We start from the raw sequence: 17,519 nt of genomic DNA, 5'->3' as shown, positions 1-17,519 counted from the left end.
TTTGGCACCTAATCGCGATCAATTTCGCTGATGTGCCTCTTGGACGAAGCATGAGTGCGCACTTTTCCACTCGCTTGCAGAATTTAATGTCGAGCCTAGCGGATAGCCTTAGCCAAGCGCTGGAGCAGTTTCCCGCTGAGCCTCGCAGCTCTATCGACAGAAATTGTCTGTTGCCGTTAGATGGCGGTTCGCAGAGCCTGCAAGCATTCTGGAGCTTGGCGATCATCGCGCAAGGGTAAGCTGTCAACTATCAGCCCGCGGTGCGGCGAGCGCCCTTTATGGCGAAAGTTCTTCACCGCCCTTGGTCTCAACGGCGAAGATTGTCACTATGAGGGCCGCGAGCAAGGCAACCGCGGCGAAGGTGAGGAAAACCGAACCGAGGCCATATGCAGACATCGTCCCGACGATCGTCGGTCCGACCATCGACGCCAACCGCAACCAGGCAGTCGCAGCGATGACACCAAGCGCCCGGACCCGGGTCAGGTAACCTTGGAGGCTGAGCCTTGCATTCCAAAGGATCATCGGTCGCGCGATGGATCAAACTCAGGTCTGCTGCGCCTCGAACCCCATACTCAACCGGATTTGGTCGCGCGCCGGCTCGAACACTACCAGACGCTTCGGAGCAATGGCCGCTTTGCGCGGATAGTGTTGAAAAAGTCCTTTTGGCCGTAGGACTGAAAATTCTCAGGGCCGCTCGTGCGTTTCATGCGCTGCTATGTGAGGGACCATATCGTTTCATCCAAAATCGACCACAGACCTCCGTAGTAGCTTTGAAGAGCGACGCAGCGGAAGAAAAATCCAAACATCAACTTTCGCGAGATTTTTCGGGTCGCTAGATTTTCGACTTTTTCAACACTATCCGCCAGAAGCGGCCACTCGCAATTCGGACGTTACAGAAGATGTGCCGGCTAAGTTCACCGCCCCAGCGACTTCTTGATGCCGTTCATCCCGAGCCGCAGGAACGGGTCGGAATGGACGTAGAAGAACTGCACGCCGTTTTCGAGCCAGTACGGCAACTCGTCTGACGTCACCAGCGTGCCGGCGATCTTGCCGGCGGCGCGGATCTTCTCGACGGCGTAACCGACCTTGTCGATGACGGCTTGCGGACGGGGCTGCCCGAAGGGCGGCGCCGGCGGGTAGCCCATGTTCTGCGAGAGGTCGCCGGGCCCGATGAAGAACACGTCGATGCCTTCGACGGCGCAGAGTTGATCGATATTGCCGATCGCCTCCAGCGTCTCGACCATCGAGACCACCAGCCGCTTTTCATGATCGGCCGGCAAGGCGTAGCGAATCGCATCGACGATGGCGCGGGCTTGCGCTGGGGTATCGACCATCGGCACCATCAAACCGTCAGCGCCGGCGTTGAGGTAGCGGATCAGCAATGAGCGCTGGTGTGAATCCGGCCGCACGATCGCAGCACCACCGGCGCCGCGAATGACCTGGGCGGCGTTGCGCACATCCTCAAAACCCCACGCACCATGCTCGCAATCGACGAAGATCGAGTCCGCGCCGAGTTCCACCAGCCGCGCCGAAAGGCCAGGCGACACGTGATGCGGATTGAACATGGTGATCGCCTCGCCCTTCGACAGGCGTTCGCGCAGCTTGGCTCCGTTCATGGCCGTTCCTTCCGGTCTATTGCTTTGGCTTGTCGGGGGTGTCATCGGGCGCGCCGACCCAGCGCGCGGTCTCGATATCGGCCGAGGTGTCGCGCATGAAGGTCGGACAGATATGCAGTTCGGGAATCATCGCGCCCTTCTGCAAGGACGCACAGAGCAACACCGCCCGGGCCACATCATGCGGATCGAGCATGACGGCGCGCTCGCGCTCCAGCGGCGGGCGGGCGCGATTGTCCATGATCGGCGTGTTGGTCTCGCCGGGCAGGATCGTCGTCGCGCGGATACCCTGGTTGCGATAGGTGTTGTGCAGGAAGGTCATAAAATTCTTGACGCCCGCCTTCGCCGCGCCATAGGCGGCGCCACCCAACAGGTTCGGATTGAGTACGGCCAGCGACGACACCGTGATGATGGTGCCCTCGCCCCTTGCGATCATGGCAGGCAGGACCGCCTGGGTCAGATTGAACACCGCAGTGAGGTTGACGTTGACGGTGGAATTCCACTCCTCCTCGCTGATGAAGCGGGCGTTCAACACCTTGCTGGCGCTGCCGGCATTGTTCACGAGAATGTCGATCGCGCCGACATTGGCGCCGACCCAGGAAACCGCCACCAGGATTGCGGCACGCGACTCGATGTCGAGGGTCCGGGCGATCGCCTTGCCGCCCTGCTTCTTGATCTCGGCTGCGACGTCCTCGAGCGGTCCGATCCGGCGGCCGGTGAGAACGACGGTCGCGCCTTCCCGCGCCAGCAGGATGGCGGACTCCCGGCCGATGCCGGTTCCAGCACCGGTGACGAGGGCAATCTTGCCGTCGATCAGACCCATCTTGTCTCCTATTCGGCAGCCGCAGGCGTTGCGCGCGTGTGCCGGTAGATCTTTTTGGCCGCCTCAGGGGTAATCAGTCCCTCGGCGAGATCAAGCTCGATCAGCCCGCCGACGCGCTCGGACGTCCTGCCCCACCCGCCGCCGCCGGGCGTTTCGACTTCCAGCCGCTCGCCGGTCTTCAGCACGACCTTACCCTTGGGAAATTGCGGCTGGCCGTTTTTATTCACCTTGCCGGCGCTGCCGGACTGACCGTCCACCACCCCGAAGCAGGGATGCCGGACCCGCTCCGACGCAAGATAGATGCTCATCGGGCCCTTGCCGAGATTGCGCAGGATAACCCGCTGGCCGAGGCCGCCGCGATGCTTGCCGGCGCCGCCCGAATCCGCAATCAGTTCCTTGCACTCGGTGAGCACCGGCACGGCGATCTCGAACATCTCGATCGCCGTCACCTTGCAGTTCGAGGGGAAACTCAGGGTGTCGAGGCCGTCGATCTCCGAACGCGCGCCCTGCCCGCCATGGAAATTCTGCACCGAACCATATTGCGAGCCATCGTCGCGCTGGCCGACGCAATTGGCGGCCCAGATCGGCGCGCCGCCGCTGTCGCCCATGACCTTTTCTGGAACCACCTTTTCAAGCGCCTTGAAGATCAACGAAGGAATGACGTGACCGATCAGGTTGCGTGAGTTGCCCGCGGTCCATTGGTTCGGATTCAGGATCGATCCCTCCGGCGCTTCATCCGTGATCGGCGTGATGCAGCCCTCATTGTTCGGCGTGTCCGGATCGAGCAGGCATTTCAGGGCATAGACCGAATGCGCGTAACGGTAGTTGGTCCGGCAATTGATCGAGTGCAGCACCTGGTCCGACGAGCCGGCATAGTCCACGTGAATGGAATCGTCCTTCACGATCACCGCCGCCTTCAGCTTCACATCGACGTCGTAGCCGTCGAGCAGCACTTCGGCCGTATAGGTGCCGTTCGGCCATTGCCGGATCGCCTTGCGGGTCTGCGCTTCCGAGCGGGTATGGATGGCATCGGCGAGGCCGTCGATTTCGTCGAGGTCATACTCGTCGAGAAATTTCAGCAGCTCCCGCCCCATGACATTGTTCGCCGCGACCATCGATTCGAGGTCGCCGAGCACTTCGGTCGGCAGCCGCACGGAAGCGGCGATGATATCGAGCACGTCCTGGTTGGGAACGCCGGCCTTGTGCAGCTTCACGATCGGGAAGCGGATGCCTTCCTCAAAAATGTCGCTGGCCTCCGAATGCAGCGGCCTGCCGCCGACATCGGGCAGATGCGCGATCGCGCCGGCATAGGCGACGACCTTGCCCTTCTTGAAGATCGGCGTGATCATGGTGACGTCGGGCAGATGGCCGGTGCCGATTTCGGGGTCGTTGGTGGCGAGCACGTCGCCTTCGCTGAGCATTTTAGCCGGAAATTTCGGCAGGAAATATTTTTGAGCGGCGACCGGCAGCGAGGTGATGAACACCGGGATCGACCAGGTGCACTGGGCCAGCGCCCGGCCGCGGCTGTCGAGCAGCACGGTGACATAATCGTGGTTCTCGCGCACGATCGGCGAAAACGCGGTGCGCCCCAGAACGTTGTCGGCCTGATCGGCGATGAAGATCAGGCGATTCCACATCACCTGGAGATTGATCGGGTCGTTGAAATCGGGAGTGTTGCTCGACATCGCGCGTCCTCAGAGAATGTTGATCACGAGATTGCCGTGCCCGTCGACATGCGCGGTGCCGCTCGGGCCGACGACGGCGGTCGATTCGCGCTGTTCGATAATGGCTGGCCCTTTGATGGGCTGATCGAGCGGTAGCTTGTAGTGATCGTAGACCGGCGTCTCGACATAGGCGCCGAGTTCGCTGAAATAGACCGATCGCTTGCCCTTGCGGGCGTCGGCCACTTCCGCCTGATGCGGACGCGTGACCTGGTCCTTGCCTCCGCCAGCACGAAGCCGCCAGGTGATGACCTCGACGGAGGCCGATACGGTGCGGCCGAACAGTTCGCGGTAAAGTTTTGTGAAATTATCCAGGAGCTGCCGGAGAAATTCGTCCTTCGGCAGGTTGCGATCGGGCAACGCGACCGTGATCTCATAGCCCTGCCCGACATAGCGCATGTCGACGGTGTAGCGGTTGGTGATCGCTTCCCTGGCGACGCCGGCGGCAACGACGACTTCGGCGCCTTGCGCGGCCAGATCGTCGAGCAGCAGCCGCATCTGGTCGAAATCCCAACTGTCCATGCCCATCGGAAAGCTGGCGGACAGATCCACCGCCACCGGCGCGATGAGGAGCCCGATCGCCGAAGTGACCCCGGCACCGGTCGGGCAGATGACGCGCTTGATGCCGAGCTTGCGGGCGATGCCGTAGGCGTGCACCGGACCGGCGCCGCCGAACGCCACCATCGGCAGCGTGCGGGGATCGACGCCGAGGTCGGTCGCATGCATGGCGGCTGCCTTGCTCATGGATTCATTGACGAGGTCGTGGATGCCCCAGGCACAGCGGTCAACGCTGACATCGAGCGAGGCTGCGAGCTTTTCCATCGCCTCCCGGGCCGCGTCCTTTGAGACCTTGAACGAGCCGCCGACGAAGGATTCGACGCCCATGTAGCCGAGCAGAATGTCGGCATCGGTAACCGTTGGTTCGGTGCCGCCGCGTTGGTAAGCGGCCGGGCCCGGAAGCGCGCCGGCCGAACGTGGGCCGACGTCGAGAAGGCCGAGTTGATTTTTGGCCGCGATCGATCCGCCACCCGCGCCGATCTCGATCATCTGGATCGACTGGATTTTTAGCGGAAATCCGGACCCCTTGCGAAAACGCTGGTAGTGCGCGACTTCGAGGTCGGTGCCGACCGTCGGCTCGCCATTCGGAATCAGGCAGAGTTTTGCGGTGGTGCCGCCCATGTCAAAGGACAACACGCTGGCCTCGCCCGCCGTTCTGCCGAACTCGGCGGCGGCGACCGCGCCTGCCGCGGGACCTGATTCAATCAGACGCACGGGAAGCTCGGCGGCACGCAGGCTCGGAACGAGGCCGCCGGACGACGTCATCCAAAGCACCTGCCGGTCGATTCCCTTGTTGGCGAATTCGCGCTGCAAATGGGCGACGTGGCCTGCCATCTGCGGGCGGGTGTAGGCATTGACGACGGTGGTCGAGGCGCGATCGAACTCGCGCACCTCAGGACAGACTTCCGAGGAGAGCGAGACGAAGATGTCCGGGCTCTCTTCGCGCAGCAGCGCAGCAATGCGCTGTTCGTGCTTCGGGTATTTGTAGGCATGCAGCAGGCAGACCGCGACCGACTTGATGCCCTTGCTGCGCAGACGCCCGGCGATCTCCCGGATCGCGTCTTCCTTCAGTTCGGTGACGACGGCGCCGTCGGCCGTCATGCGCTCCTCGGCGCCAAAACTGTTGGCGCGGGTGACCAGCGGATCGGGATATCGGAGATTCAAATCATAGAGATCGTAGCGGCCCTCGTTGCGGATCCGCAGCATGTCCTGGAAGCCGGCGGTCGAGATGAAACCGGTTTCTACGCCCTTGCGTTCGAGGACGGCGTTGGTGACCACCGTCGTGGCGCCGAGCACCTGGAGTTTTGCCAGATCGATACGGCTGCCGAAGCGCTCGAGCAGTTCGGTCGCGCCCTGCACCACCGCCTCGGCCGGGTTTTTCGGCGTGCTCAGCACCTTGTGCAGATGCAGTTCGCCGTCATCGTCGAGCAGGGCGAAATCGGTAAAAGTGCCCCCGGTATCAAATGCGAGCTTGGCCATGGTTTCCTCAGGCAGCGACAGTTCGTCAGGCAGCGCGGGAATAGCAACCCGATGAATCATCGAGCCCGGGCTACCGGAATCCCGTTAGGGTTGAAGGGTACGGGATGGCGCTGACGCCAGCCAACACAAGTGCGGTCTGCCGCTATAGACTTTGCTTATGGCGCCGAGCGAATGCCTTGCGGGTGCTTGCGCATCAGCTTTTCGATCACGTCGAGCAGCACGGATCGGACCGCCAAAGCGGGCTCCGACAGCGGAAGGTGATCGGAGGTGCAAAGCGACACCGTTGCCTCGATCACCGGGCGCGCCAGCCGCCTGATATCGGCGCCGGCAAAACTCGAGGCGCTGGCGGCGACGGAAGCCGGAAGGATCGTCGAACCGAGGCCGTCCATGACCGCCGCGCCGAGTGACGAAACCGACTCGATTTCCGAGGCCACGTTTGGGACGACACGTGCCCGCGCCAGCGACTCATCGATCAGGCGGCGCAGGAAGTGGCCCTTGCTCGGCAACAGCAGCGGCACGTCGGCAAGCGCCGAGAGCGGCAACGTTTCGGTCGGTGATTTGCTGAAGGCGGTACCGGGGGGAGACACCAGAAACAGTTCTTCGCGAAACAACGGCCGCAGTGTCACCCCCTTGATCGGTTCCGAGCCATAGATGACAGCCATGTCCATCCTGCCGGTCATGATCAACTCGCTCAGCACATGACCAAAACTGTCGTTGATATGGACGATGATCTGGGGATGCAGCGCCTTCATTTCCTTCAGGATCGGCAGCGACAGCGCACTCGACGTCGAATAGGTCGCAAGCCCGATCGAGACACGGCCAGCCAGCGATTTCGAGGAATTGTCGATGTCGATCTTGGCCTGCTCGATCTGCTTCAGCAGCAACTGGGCATGCCGGTACAACACCAGGCCCGCCTCGGTCGGCGTGATGCCGGTGTTGCTGCGCGTCAAAAGCTTGTGCTTGAAATGGCTTTCGAGCGCCGCCACTTGCTGCGACAGCGCCGGCTGCGCGGTTCGCAAAATGCTGGCGGCGCGGGAAACGCTGCCGGCATCGACGATCTTCACGAAGCTCTTCAGTTTTGTGAAATCAACGCTCATGGCCCCGCTGCGTCACCCCTGTGAACCGAAACACTAGGGCGATCCCGGCAGGAGAACAAGGCGCCCCGACAACGGGCTCCGATGCCCTCAGCGCAAATCGGCGCAGGCCTTCTCGATGCGGTCGCACGCCTGTTTGATCGTCGCCATCGATGTCGCGGTCGAAAGCCGGAAATAGGGAGAAAGCCCGTAGGCCGCGCCATGGACCGAGGCGATCCCGCCCTTGTCGAGGAGATAGAGCACGAAGTCGAGATCGCTCTCGATCGTCTTGCCTTCCGGCGTGACCTTGCCGATCGCGCCGGCACAGCTCGGATAGAGATAGAAGGCGCCGTCCGGCGCCAGACAACGCAGATGCGGCACGGCGTTGAGCCGGGCGCAGGCATAGTCGCGCCGCTCCCGGTAGAGCTTTACGCTTTCGCCGACAAAACTCTGCTCGCTTGCAAGCGCGTGGGCTGCAGCGGCCTGGCTGATCGACGACGGGCAGGACGACATCTGGGATTGAAGTTTGTTGATGGCCGCGATCAGCGCGGCCGGACCCGCCGCATACCCGATGCGCCAGCCGGTCATCGCGTAGGATTTGGAGACGCCATTGGTGAGCAGGATGCGATCCTTCAAACCCGGCACGGCGGCCGCAAGCGTCGTCATCGGCTCGTCGCGGAACCAGATCTGATCGTAGATGTCATCGGACAGCACCATGACATGCGGATGGCGCAGCAGCACCTCGCCAAGGACCTCGAGTTCGGCCCGGTCATAGGCCGCACCCGTGGGGTTCGACGGTGTATTCAGGATCAGCCATCGCGTCCGCGGTGTGATCGCAGCCTCCAGTGCCGCCGGGGTCAACTTGAAGCCGACATTCTCGGAACAGGCCACGATGACCGGCTTGCCGTCATTGGCGATGACCATGTCGGGATACGACACCCAATAAGGTGCGGGAATGATGACTTCCGCCCCCTCCTCCACGCTTGCCATCAAGGCCAGGAACAGGATCTGCTTGGCGCCGCCGCCGACGCAGATTTCGCTTTCGGCATAGTCAAGTCCAAGGCGGCGCTTGTAGTCGTCAATAATCGCCGCGCGCAGCGCCGGCGTGCCATTGACGGCGGTGTATTTGGTCTCGCCGTTATCGATCGCCGCGTGCGCCGCGGCCTTGACGTGATCCGGGGTGTCGAAATCCGGCTCGCCGATCGTCATGTCGACGATGTCGTGGCCGGCGGCCTTCAACTCGCGAACGCGCGCGGCGGCAGCCGTGGTCGGGGAAATCTTGATGCGCGACACGCGCGCAGCAGGTACGAAGATGGTCACGGCAGTTTCCTTTAAACGATTAATCAGTGTTCGGCCTTGGCCTCGCCCCGCATCCGGCCGGTCAGGAACAGCTCGCTGAGTTCGTCATGGGTGATATCGGCGGGCTTGCCGTCCCAGATCACCTTGCCGAGACGCAGGATGACGGCGCGGTGCGCGACTTCCATGGCCTTCTTGGTGTTCTGCTCGACCAGCAGGATGGTCTGTCCGCCAGCGTTGATGCGTAAGAGCTCGTTGAAGACGATGGCAATCGCCGCAGGCGAAAGACCGACCGAAGGTTCGTCCACCAGCAGGATTTTTGGCCGCTGCAGGACGGCCATCGCCACTTCAAGCAATTGCTGCTCGCCGCCGGACATGTTGCCCGCCAGCGTGTTGCGGCGCGCTTTGAGGATCGGAAACAGGTCGTAGACATAGTCGCGGTCGGACTTCACCCTGTCATCGCGCAGCGTATAGGCGGCCATTTGCAGGTTTTCGTCGATCGTCATGACCGGAAAGTTGCAGCGGCCCTGCGGCACGAAAGCGATGCCTTCGGCGAGGATCGCCCGTGGCTTGTAGCCGGCGATATTCTTTTCCTGCCATTCGATGCTGCCGCCCTTGATCGTGGTCATGCCATAGAGCGACTTCAATAGCGTCGACTTGCCGGCCCCGTTTGGCCCCATCAGGGCGACAAACTGGCCCTGCGGCACGTCGAGGTCGACGCCGTTGAGGATGTCGAGCGAACCGTAGCCTGCGCGCAGGCCCTTGATCGAGAGACTTTTGGTCGGAAGATCTGGATCAACCACCGAGATAGGCCTCCCGCACCGCCTGATTGCGAACGATTTCGTCGGGTGTCCCTTCGGCGAGCTTGCGTCCCTGGTCGAGCACGACGATGCGCTCGCAGATGTCGGTGACGACATCGATGTTGTGCTCGATCACCAGAAAACTGACGCCGAATTTCTGGTTGGCGAAACGGATGCTCTCGACGACGCGCTCAATCAGCTTCGGATTGATGCCGGCCATCGGCTCGTCGAGCAGAATCAGTTTCGGCTCCGGCATCAACATGGAGGCAAACTGGATCAGCTTTTGCTGGCCGCCCGATAGCTTTCCGGCTGGCTGATGACGCACATCCCAGAGGCCGGCGATCTTGATGAATTCACGCGCGCGTTCCCGCAACGCCTCGACCCGCGCCCGCGCCATGGCGCCGATGCCGAAGGTGGACCAGAGGCCCGGAAAGGTGAACATCTGGCCCGCAATGACCAGATTTTCCTCAATGTCGAGCGCGCTGAACACCACCGTTTTCTGGAACGAGCGCAGCATGCGGCCCTCGCGGGCAATGCGGTTGAGCGACCATCCCGTGATGTCCTGACCGTCGAGTTTCACCGTGCCGGCCTGCGGTTTGGTCAGGCCGGAGGCGCAGTCGAAGAAGGTCGACTTGCCGGATCCGTTCGGACCGATCAGCCCGCAGATCTCGCCGCGATTGACATGCAGGCTGACGTCGTCGACAGCGCGGACCGCGCCGTAGGATTTGTTCAGTCCGGAAATTTCAAGGATCGGCAAACCGGTCATTTGCGTCCCCGAGGTACGACCAGACCCGATCGAGCAGCGGCGCAAATCCCCTGGGGAACCAGAACACCAGCGCCAGCAGGCTGAGCCCGTAGGCGATCATCCGAACCTCGGGCGCGACGCGAAGGGCTTCGGAGAGACCGACGAACAGCAGGCTGCCGAACACCACGCCCGAAATCGTTCCCGCACCGCCGCCGAGCACGATGATGAGCATCGTCGTCGAATAATACATCTGGAACGTCAGCGGACTGACCACCGTGAGATAGTGCGCATAGATGCTCCCGCCCAAACCGGCAAAGGCCGCGCTGATCATGAACACCACGAGCTTGTAGCGCCAGGTCGGGATGCCGACGGATTCGGCCAGCGTCTCGTTCTCGCGAATAGCCACCATGTTGCGCCCGGCCGCCGAGCGCACGATCAGGTACGCCGCGAGCGTTCCGAGCACAGAGATCGCCAGTACCAGATAGTAGAAACCCGTCGTTCCCGAGACGGTGAACGAGGCCGGCCCCAACGCGAAATACGGTTTTGGAATGCCCGACAGGCCCATGTCGCCGCGGGTAAGGCTGATCCAGTTCTTGGCGATCGCCTGCCCGATGATGACAAAGCCAAGCGTGCACATCACAAAGGACGTGGCGCGCAACCTGAGCGCGGGAATGCCGAGCGGCAGCGCCATCGCTCCCGCAACCACACCGGCCGCGAGGAAGTTCAGATAGAACGGCGTGCCGAAGCGAACGGCCATCAGGCCGGACGTATACGCGCCGATGCCGAAGAACGCCGCCTGCGCCAGCGACAGCAGGCCGGTATAGCCGACCAAGAGATTGAGGCCGTGGGCCGGCAACAGGAAAATCAGCGCAATGATGATGGCATGCAAGGCATAGTTGCCGAGGAACAAGGGGGCCACACAGGCGGCCACCGCCAGCACGATTCCGAACGGCAACCGCAGATCGCGTCGGGGCGCCGGGAGTGAGAGATCGTTGGGCGACATCGTCTGTCCTCGAACAATCAGAAGCGGGCTTGCGCGGAGAAAAGTCCGTGGGGACGCCACATCAGTACGAGCATCAATGTTGCGAACCCGACGGTGTCGCGGAACTGAAGGCCGACATAGGTCGCCACCAGGCTTTCCGCGATGCCGAGGATCATCGCCGCGAAGAACGTGCCGCGGACATTGCCGAGCCCGCCCATGATGATGACCGGCAAGGTCTTGAAGGTGATGATCTCGCCCATGCCGCCATAGACGCTGACATTCACCGGCGCGGTCAGCACACCCGACAGCGCCGCCAGGCAGGCCCCGAGAATGAAGGTCCGCAACGCCACCTGGGGCACGTCGATGCCGACCACCGCGCAGCACTCGATATTCTGCGACACCGCGCGCATCGCCTTGCCCATGCGGCTGTAGGTGACCATCAATTCGAGGCCGGCGAAGACCAGAATGCAGACGATGATGATCAGGACGCGCTGCTCGGCCAGCGTGAAGCCGAAGATCGAGACCGGCTCGATATAACCGCCGGAGAAGAATTTATAGCCGCCGCCGAAGACGAGGATCACGGTGTTTTGCAGGACCAGCGCGATACCGAGCGTCGCCAGCACCCCGGTTTCCGGCGGCGCGCCGACGATGCGCTGCATCACGAACTGGCCGACGACGACGGCGATGACCGCGGTTGCGATCACGCCAATCACGATCGCAACCGGATACGGCAGATCGAAATACTCGATCGCGAACCAGGCGCCAAAGGTACCCAGCATGTAGTATTCGCCATGCGCAAAATTGATGGCGCGCAGGACACCGAAGATCATCGTCATGCCGACGGCGACGATGGCGTAGACAGAGCCGGAAACGATGCCGTTGACGATCTGCTCGAAGATCGCGGACACCATTTTGGTTACTCCCCTCTCGTCTTCACAAGAATCTTCACTTGGCGGGATATTTGATTTCGGCCGCGTAGGCGCCCTTGATCGAGGGCTTGCCGTTCTCGATTTGCAGCAGGATCATGGGCAGGCGGGCCTGATTGTGATCGTCGAAGGTCACCTCGCCCATCGCGCTGTCGTACTTGATCTTGGACAGGGCGTCGCGGACCTTGGCCCGGTCGGCACTGCCGGCGGCTTCGATGGCCTTCGCCAGCAGGTGCACGGTTTCCCAATGCACATAGGCGTGGTTGTTGGGCGTTTCGCGATACTTGGTCTTGAACTTCTCGACGAACGCAAGACTGCGCGGTGCATCCCATGCCGGCAGCCACGCGGCGGCCTCCACCGCACCTTCGAGCGCCTTCGGCGCTGCCTTGATGGTGCTTTCGGTATTGAATTCCGCATTGCCGATCAGCGGCACCTTACCGGCCAGGCCGACTTCGATCATCTGGCGTCCGACGATCGGCGTCGTGTCGGCATTACCGTACATGATGATGGCCTGCGCGCCGGAGTCGCGAATCTTGGCAAGCACGCTGCGAAAATCGACCTCACCTTCCTTGTAATAATCCTCCGTCAGGATCTCGCCCTTGAGGCTTGGAAGATATTTCTTGGTGAAATCGACCGCCGCACGCCCATAGTCGCTATCGACGGAAAGAACGGAAAACTTTGTGAAGCCGCGCTTCTCGGCGGCGTATTGGATGACGATGAGCGCGCGGTTCTCGTCGGTCGGATAGTTGCGGAACGTCCATTTGAAGCCGCCGACGCCGGCGGCATAGGTGATCTTCGGATTGGACGAGGCTGCGTTCAGCAGCAACACGCCGGCATCCTCGGCGACCGGCTGCATGGCGAGCGTCACCGAGCTCGATACGTCGCCGATGATGAAATCGACCTTGTCCAGGTCGATCAGGCGGCGCGTCGCCGAAACGCCCTCGACCGGCGTGCCCTGGCTGTCGCCGGAACTGATCGCGATCTTGCGGCCGCCAATTCCGCCGGCGGCATTGATTTCCTCGGTAGCCAATTGCGCGCCGCGCAGCGAGAACGAACCATAGCGGGCATTTGGCCCGCTCATGGGAGCAACGATGCCAAGCCGGATTGCTGCATCTTCGGCCCGGGCCTCGATCGAGCCGGCCCCCAGCGCGACCAAGCCCATAGCGAAGCAGAATGCCCTGCGATCCAGTCTTGAGGTCATGGCCCGATCTCCATTTCGAAGCCTGGCGGGATGCCACGCACCGGCTTTGCGAACGTACGCACCCCGGTTTGTGACAATAAGACTATGTTCGCCGCCCGGACCGAGGGAACCACAACTGCAATCTGCCGCTATAGCGTTTAGTTATGGCGAACGTGCATAGATGCCTGACTTCAAATCGACTGGAATGGCCACTCGCTTTAGTAGCCTATTTCACCTGCCCGCCGATCAGTTCGATGCTCGCCGAAAACTAACGCCGAACCTATTGCTCAATCCGGTCTCTTAGACCTCAGCCCGCACGCATTGGCCGGCCCATCGGCTTTCAGCTGACTCGATTGCCTTCAGCTTGAACGATTTCAGCCATGGCACAAACTGCAATTTGGGAAAAACCACTTGTATTCAAGCCAACGACCGCTTCGCGCCAGAACCGACCGTTCCATAACCTCGCATTGCGTCTCAGGATTATGCTGCTAAACGGCGCTCCTCCTCGGCCACCTCTTGATCACTACCTGAAGCCCTCTTAAGAAAACGAGCCAGGGCAGCCTTTCGTGAATCGCGGTCTAACGCGTATGCGGTCTGCTTGAACTCAATGCCGTCAAGAAGGGCTTGAATGTAGCCCGAGATCGTGTCCGCGGCCATGATGAGCGCGGTGTCAAGCGTATGGATGTATTTGCTCGTCACCGAACCTTTGGCATGGCCGACCAGAGCGGCGATTGTTACCTCGGTAAAGCCGAGGTCGTTGGCTATGCTCGCGAAGCTATGACGTAGGACATGCGGCGTCACATCCGACAGCGGGGAGTCCTCGAAGATTTGCTTCCAATGGCTCGGGAAGCTGCCGAACGCGTTATCCTCACCCTGACCCCGGAAAACGTACGTGCCAACATCGTCAGTACGCCGTCGCTCGAGATACTCGACGACAGGCAACCCAATGGGACGGATGGATTCACCCTCCTTGCTGTCCTCCAACCGCAAGCAACTCGCCTCGGTGTCCGCCTCCGTCCATTTCAAACCGATCATCTCGCTACGCCGGCAGCCGGTCAGCGCAAGCTGACGAACGATGTCCAGGATGGTGGTGTATTTCTCCTGCTTGGCGGCGTCGCGGAGCATCCGACCGAGTATTCGATACTCCGCCTCCGACAGTCGACGCTTCCGCACGTTGTCCTTCGGCTTGCGGATGCCATGGGCCGGGTTGCTTTCGATAATGCCCGCTTCGACGGCGTAGGTAAGGATGCCGCCAAGAAGACCGACGGTGCGCGTCGCCGTTCCAGCACCGCCTCGGACGATGGCCTTTCCCCGCAGCTTCTTGGTCTTGACCGAAACCCGCGTTTTCCCGGCCATAATGTCTTTGAGGACCTTGTTGATGTCGGTCTTGGTGAGATCCTTGACCCGCCTGGTTCCTAGGAGCGGAATGATGTGCCGCTCAATACGGCCCGTGTCGGTGGTGATCGTTGAGACCTTCTTCGGTCGCCCGCCTTTCCCAAGGATGAGGCCGGCCTGCAGATCCGCGAAATAGCGGAGGCACAGTTCCTTCACAGTGATCGCCTTGTGATCGAGCTGGCGATCTTTGACGGGATCATCACCCCCAGCGACCCGACCGAGTTGCACCCTCGCCTCTCGGCGTGCGGTCTCTGGCACCCAAGCTCCGTGAAGCCCAATGGTGTAGCGACGTGAGCGGCCTTTCGTCCGATACTGGATGACGTAGCTGCGCTTGCCCGAACTAAAGACCCGGAGTCCGAAGCCGGGCAACTCGTCATCCCAGATTAGGTAGTCCTTCTCTCGAGCATCCGCCGCCTCGACAACCCTTTTTGTGATTTTGACCATGACGTTCCTTCGTTCCGGGCGAGATCTCCCCAAGTAAGCAACGCGTAAGCAGGCGGGAGAAAATCGGTGCGGGGTTTCGGATAGGAACGTCGCTGTTGTTGTTGAGAATATCCAGTTGCTTCAGCCGGATAGCGTGGTATAGCGTGCCCTATCGCACTTTTCGGACGGGTACGTTATCTTGCTCCGAAGGCAAAGGTCACACGTTCGAATCGTGTCGGGCGCGCCACTTTTCCTTTATCTTAGAGAGCGATATGCGCGTCCGAACCGAAATTCCGGTTCTGTCTCATTCGAACGAGTAAGCAATCTCTGAAAGAGTCATGTCGATTGCAGATAGGCTGCGTTCGAGGACGCGAGGAGTTCCCCGAGGGACCACCTTGGTCAGATCGTGACTTGAAGTGAATGCCGGTATCGGTGGTTGCTACCCCCGTGACAAGGCCCCTTTGCAAAGCCGGCCCCCTCTCTACGAGTGCCATGCTTATTCAGCCGCGCTCGAATGCACGGCAGGTGCGAAAACGCATGTGCATTCTTCTGCACAAATTCCCGGACGCTCATCGGACGTATGCCAGTCAGCCTTTCGACATCATCGCTGAACCGATCGTACCGGTTGTCCTGATGTAACTCCGCCATGGTTGCTACGTGCGCAACGACGGGCGGCGGAATCCTGACCCTGTTCGTGCAAGGAACACCGATCGCTGAAATCGGATTGTTGTTCGGTGCGCTCATCACAAAGCTGGTGAGGCCGAAGTGAAATGGGCTCGCCGGCGCAGGCTCAAGGCTTACTTCGAGCGTTGACGACCAGCCTTTGTCGGCGCGGGCTTCCACAACCGGGTGAACTCGCGCGTAGCACGATCATACGTCGCGAAGTCGTTCACCGCATTGGCCACCACCAATGCGCCCGTGATCGTTGCCAGCAATTGCGAGGCCTCATCCGACGAGAGGCCCTCCTGCACGAGCTTCTCATGACACATCTTGAAGAACTTCTTTACTTCCGCTGATACTTCCAACGGCAGATCCATGGTTGACGCACCGAGCACGGCGCATGGACACATGCGATCCTCTGAGTGCAGGGTCCCTCGGAACGCTTTCACCCAAACCTTCACCGGGTTTGGCTCCTTCTGGAGCTCCCGTTCGATCAAATCCGCCGTCTGTGCGGTATAGCGCTGGATGACGGCAGCCGCGAGATTCTCCTTGGTCGGGAAATGATAGTGGACGCTGGAACTCTTGACGCCCACGTCGACTGCAATCTCTCGAAAACTGAAACCGCTGAATCCGCCCTTCCGCATTCGCCGCTCAGCGGCGTCCATGATGGCGGCGGCGACGTCACTCATTGAGTCTGCTCCCGTGGCTACCTCTCGATAGGTAGGGCTTAAAGAGACCAAAAACAATGCCCGTTAGTCTATCTATCGATAGGGCACTATGTTAATCAAGGCAGCGAACGTCTCTCGCAAGCCTGATCTTCGGGCCCTTGGCCGGGCTTCGGCCCGTCGATCGCGACAGGAAGACATCACCCCTCCCTCGGGTACGAACCTCAAGCAAGCTCGGTGATCAAGATGTTCTCGGTGATCTTCGAAGTCCATCCCAAGAAAGAGCAATTCGACCTTTACCTCGCCCTTGCGAAAGACTTGAAGCCGATCCTAGAGGGCATCGATGGGTTCGTCGACAACGAGCGCTTCGAGAGCGCGCGTCGGCCGGGGTGGATCCTGTCGCATTCCACATGGCGGGACGAAAAGTCGGTTGTGAGGTGGCGCACCGTCGCGAAGCACCACGAGACTCAACAGCGCGGCCGCGACGACGTCTTTCAAGATTATCATTTGCGGGTTGGCGAAGTCGTGTCGGATACGGCGCTTCCCGACGGCGCACCTCTGGTTGAACAGCGTTTGGATGAGACGGAAGTCGGCGCCGGGAAGTTTGCGACAATTACCGAGGTTTTGCCAGCGTCGACTGGAGCAAAATCACTGGTTCCATCGGAGCTCGCTGACCGCTTGTCGCTCGATCGAACACACTCGGCCCTGATCGACCACGATGTTTTCGCAAGCATCTACAATGCGGGAAAACTTGCATTGTTGGCAACCTGGCGCGACCGCAAATCCGCTGAGCAGTTTGAACCACCGTTGCTCACCGAGGCCGACGCTGTTCGTCATCGCGTCGTGCGCATCGTGCGTGACTACGGCATGTTCGATCGGCGTGAGAGCCCACAATATTATCCTGACATTCCACGTGGCCCGACGGTGCACCGATAGGCTCCGTGTTTGCGAGAGAAAAGTCTGCACCCGCCCGCTGCAAATCTGAAGGACCCAGGCATTCGAGGGCCCAAGCCATGGATCGGCCGCTCCGGGCTCGCAGCTGCATCTCTCTCCGCTCAGCGGAGTGACATCGAGGGAAGTGGTTCAGCCAATTCTTCTGCCGCCCGTCACGGCGTTGTTCCTCTCTATCGATAGATCAGGCTTGACGCATCCAGTTTCCAGAGTTAATTCTCCGAAGCTA

The 17,519-nt window shown here is 61.0% G+C and carries 15 protein-coding genes; 1 reads left to right on the top strand and 14 read right to left on the bottom strand.

Annotated elements, in window-relative coordinates; translation table 11 throughout:
• Positions 1–276 precede the first annotated feature (276 nt).
• From V1283_RS44620 to V1283_RS10745, 14 genes are all read right to left on the bottom strand, one after another.
• Complete coding sequence (locus tag V1283_RS44620; protein WP_442895720.1) at positions 277–522, bottom strand: MFS transporter; 246 nt, start codon at positions 520–522, stop codon at positions 277–279.
• Positions 523–914: 392 nt separating this feature from the next.
• Positions 915–1,616 carry an HpcH/HpaI aldolase family protein gene (locus tag V1283_RS10805; protein ID WP_334386462.1) on the bottom strand — a complete coding sequence of 234 codons (702 nt, stop codon included), beginning with the start codon at positions 1,614–1,616 and terminating at the stop codon, positions 915–917.
• A 16-nt stretch (positions 1,617–1,632) separates the two neighbouring features.
• Positions 1,633–2,436: an SDR family oxidoreductase gene (locus tag V1283_RS10800; RefSeq protein ID WP_334386461.1), complete on the bottom strand. Its 804-nt coding sequence runs from the start codon at positions 2,434–2,436 to the stop codon at positions 1,633–1,635.
• Between the two features lie 8 nt (positions 2,437–2,444).
• On the bottom strand, positions 2,445–4,121 hold the full coding sequence (locus V1283_RS10795; protein WP_334386460.1) for a hydantoinase B/oxoprolinase family protein: 1,677 nt from the start codon (positions 4,119–4,121) through the stop codon (positions 2,445–2,447).
• A gap of 9 nt (positions 4,122–4,130) precedes the next feature.
• Entirely contained in the window at positions 4,131–6,194 is a 2,064-nt protein-coding gene (locus tag V1283_RS10790; RefSeq protein ID WP_334386459.1) for a hydantoinase/oxoprolinase family protein, read from the bottom strand.
• A 155-nt stretch (positions 6,195–6,349) separates the two neighbouring features.
• A complete protein-coding gene (gene nac, locus V1283_RS10785) occupies positions 6,350–7,291 on the bottom strand; it encodes a nitrogen assimilation transcriptional regulator NAC (protein ID WP_334386458.1) in 942 nt (313 codons plus the stop codon).
• Positions 7,292–7,378: 87 nt separating this feature from the next.
• Positions 7,379–8,587 carry an aspartate transaminase gene (locus V1283_RS10780; RefSeq protein ID WP_334386457.1) on the bottom strand — a complete coding sequence of 403 codons (1,209 nt, stop codon included), beginning with the start codon at positions 8,585–8,587 and terminating at the stop codon, positions 7,379–7,381.
• A 23-nt stretch (positions 8,588–8,610) separates the two neighbouring features.
• Positions 8,611–9,366 (bottom strand): branched-chain amino acid ABC transporter ATP-binding protein, encoded by a 756-nt coding sequence (locus tag V1283_RS10775; protein ID WP_334386456.1) that lies wholly within the window; start codon positions 9,364–9,366, stop codon positions 8,611–8,613.
• Positions 9,359–10,129 (bottom strand): ABC transporter ATP-binding protein, encoded by a 771-nt coding sequence (locus V1283_RS10770; RefSeq protein WP_334386455.1) that lies wholly within the window; start codon positions 10,127–10,129, stop codon positions 9,359–9,361. Before V1283_RS10770 ends, V1283_RS10775 begins: the two co-directional genes overlap by 8 nt.
• Entirely contained in the window at positions 10,107–11,111 is a 1,005-nt protein-coding gene (locus V1283_RS10765) for a branched-chain amino acid ABC transporter permease (RefSeq protein ID WP_334386454.1), read from the bottom strand. Before V1283_RS10765 ends, V1283_RS10770 begins: the two co-directional genes overlap by 23 nt.
• Positions 11,112–11,128: 17 nt before the next feature.
• Positions 11,129–12,001 carry a branched-chain amino acid ABC transporter permease gene (locus V1283_RS10760; RefSeq protein ID WP_334386453.1) on the bottom strand — a complete coding sequence of 291 codons (873 nt, stop codon included), beginning with the start codon at positions 11,999–12,001 and terminating at the stop codon, positions 11,129–11,131.
• 34 nt (positions 12,002–12,035) lie between these two features.
• Positions 12,036–13,178, bottom strand: coding sequence for an ABC transporter substrate-binding protein (locus V1283_RS10755; protein WP_442895853.1), 1,143 nt, complete (start codon positions 13,176–13,178; stop codon positions 12,036–12,038).
• Positions 13,179–13,676: 498 nt separating this feature from the next.
• The gene (locus V1283_RS10750) at positions 13,677–15,035 is read right to left on the bottom strand and encodes a tyrosine-type recombinase/integrase (RefSeq protein WP_334386450.1); all 1,359 of its coding nucleotides are present in this window, start codon (positions 15,033–15,035) and stop codon (positions 13,677–13,679) included.
• Between the two features lie 776 nt (positions 15,036–15,811).
• Complete coding sequence (locus tag V1283_RS10745) at positions 15,812–16,363, bottom strand: TetR/AcrR family transcriptional regulator (protein ID WP_334386449.1); 552 nt, start codon at positions 16,361–16,363, stop codon at positions 15,812–15,814.
• Positions 16,364–16,585: 222 nt separating this feature from the next.
• On the opposite strand from V1283_RS10745, the gene V1283_RS10740 reads away from it, so the two are divergent.
• The gene (locus V1283_RS10740) at positions 16,586–17,275 is read left to right on the top strand and encodes an antibiotic biosynthesis monooxygenase family protein (protein WP_334386448.1); all 690 of its coding nucleotides are present in this window, start codon (positions 16,586–16,588) and stop codon (positions 17,273–17,275) included.
• The last annotated feature ends 244 nt before the right edge of the window (positions 17,276–17,519 follow it).

Source organism: Bradyrhizobium sp. AZCC 2262 (assembly GCF_036924535.1).
In the GTDB taxonomy this organism is placed as follows: Bacteria; Pseudomonadota; Alphaproteobacteria; order Rhizobiales; family Xanthobacteraceae; genus Bradyrhizobium.
This window is presented reverse-complemented; position numbering and strand designations above follow the sequence as displayed.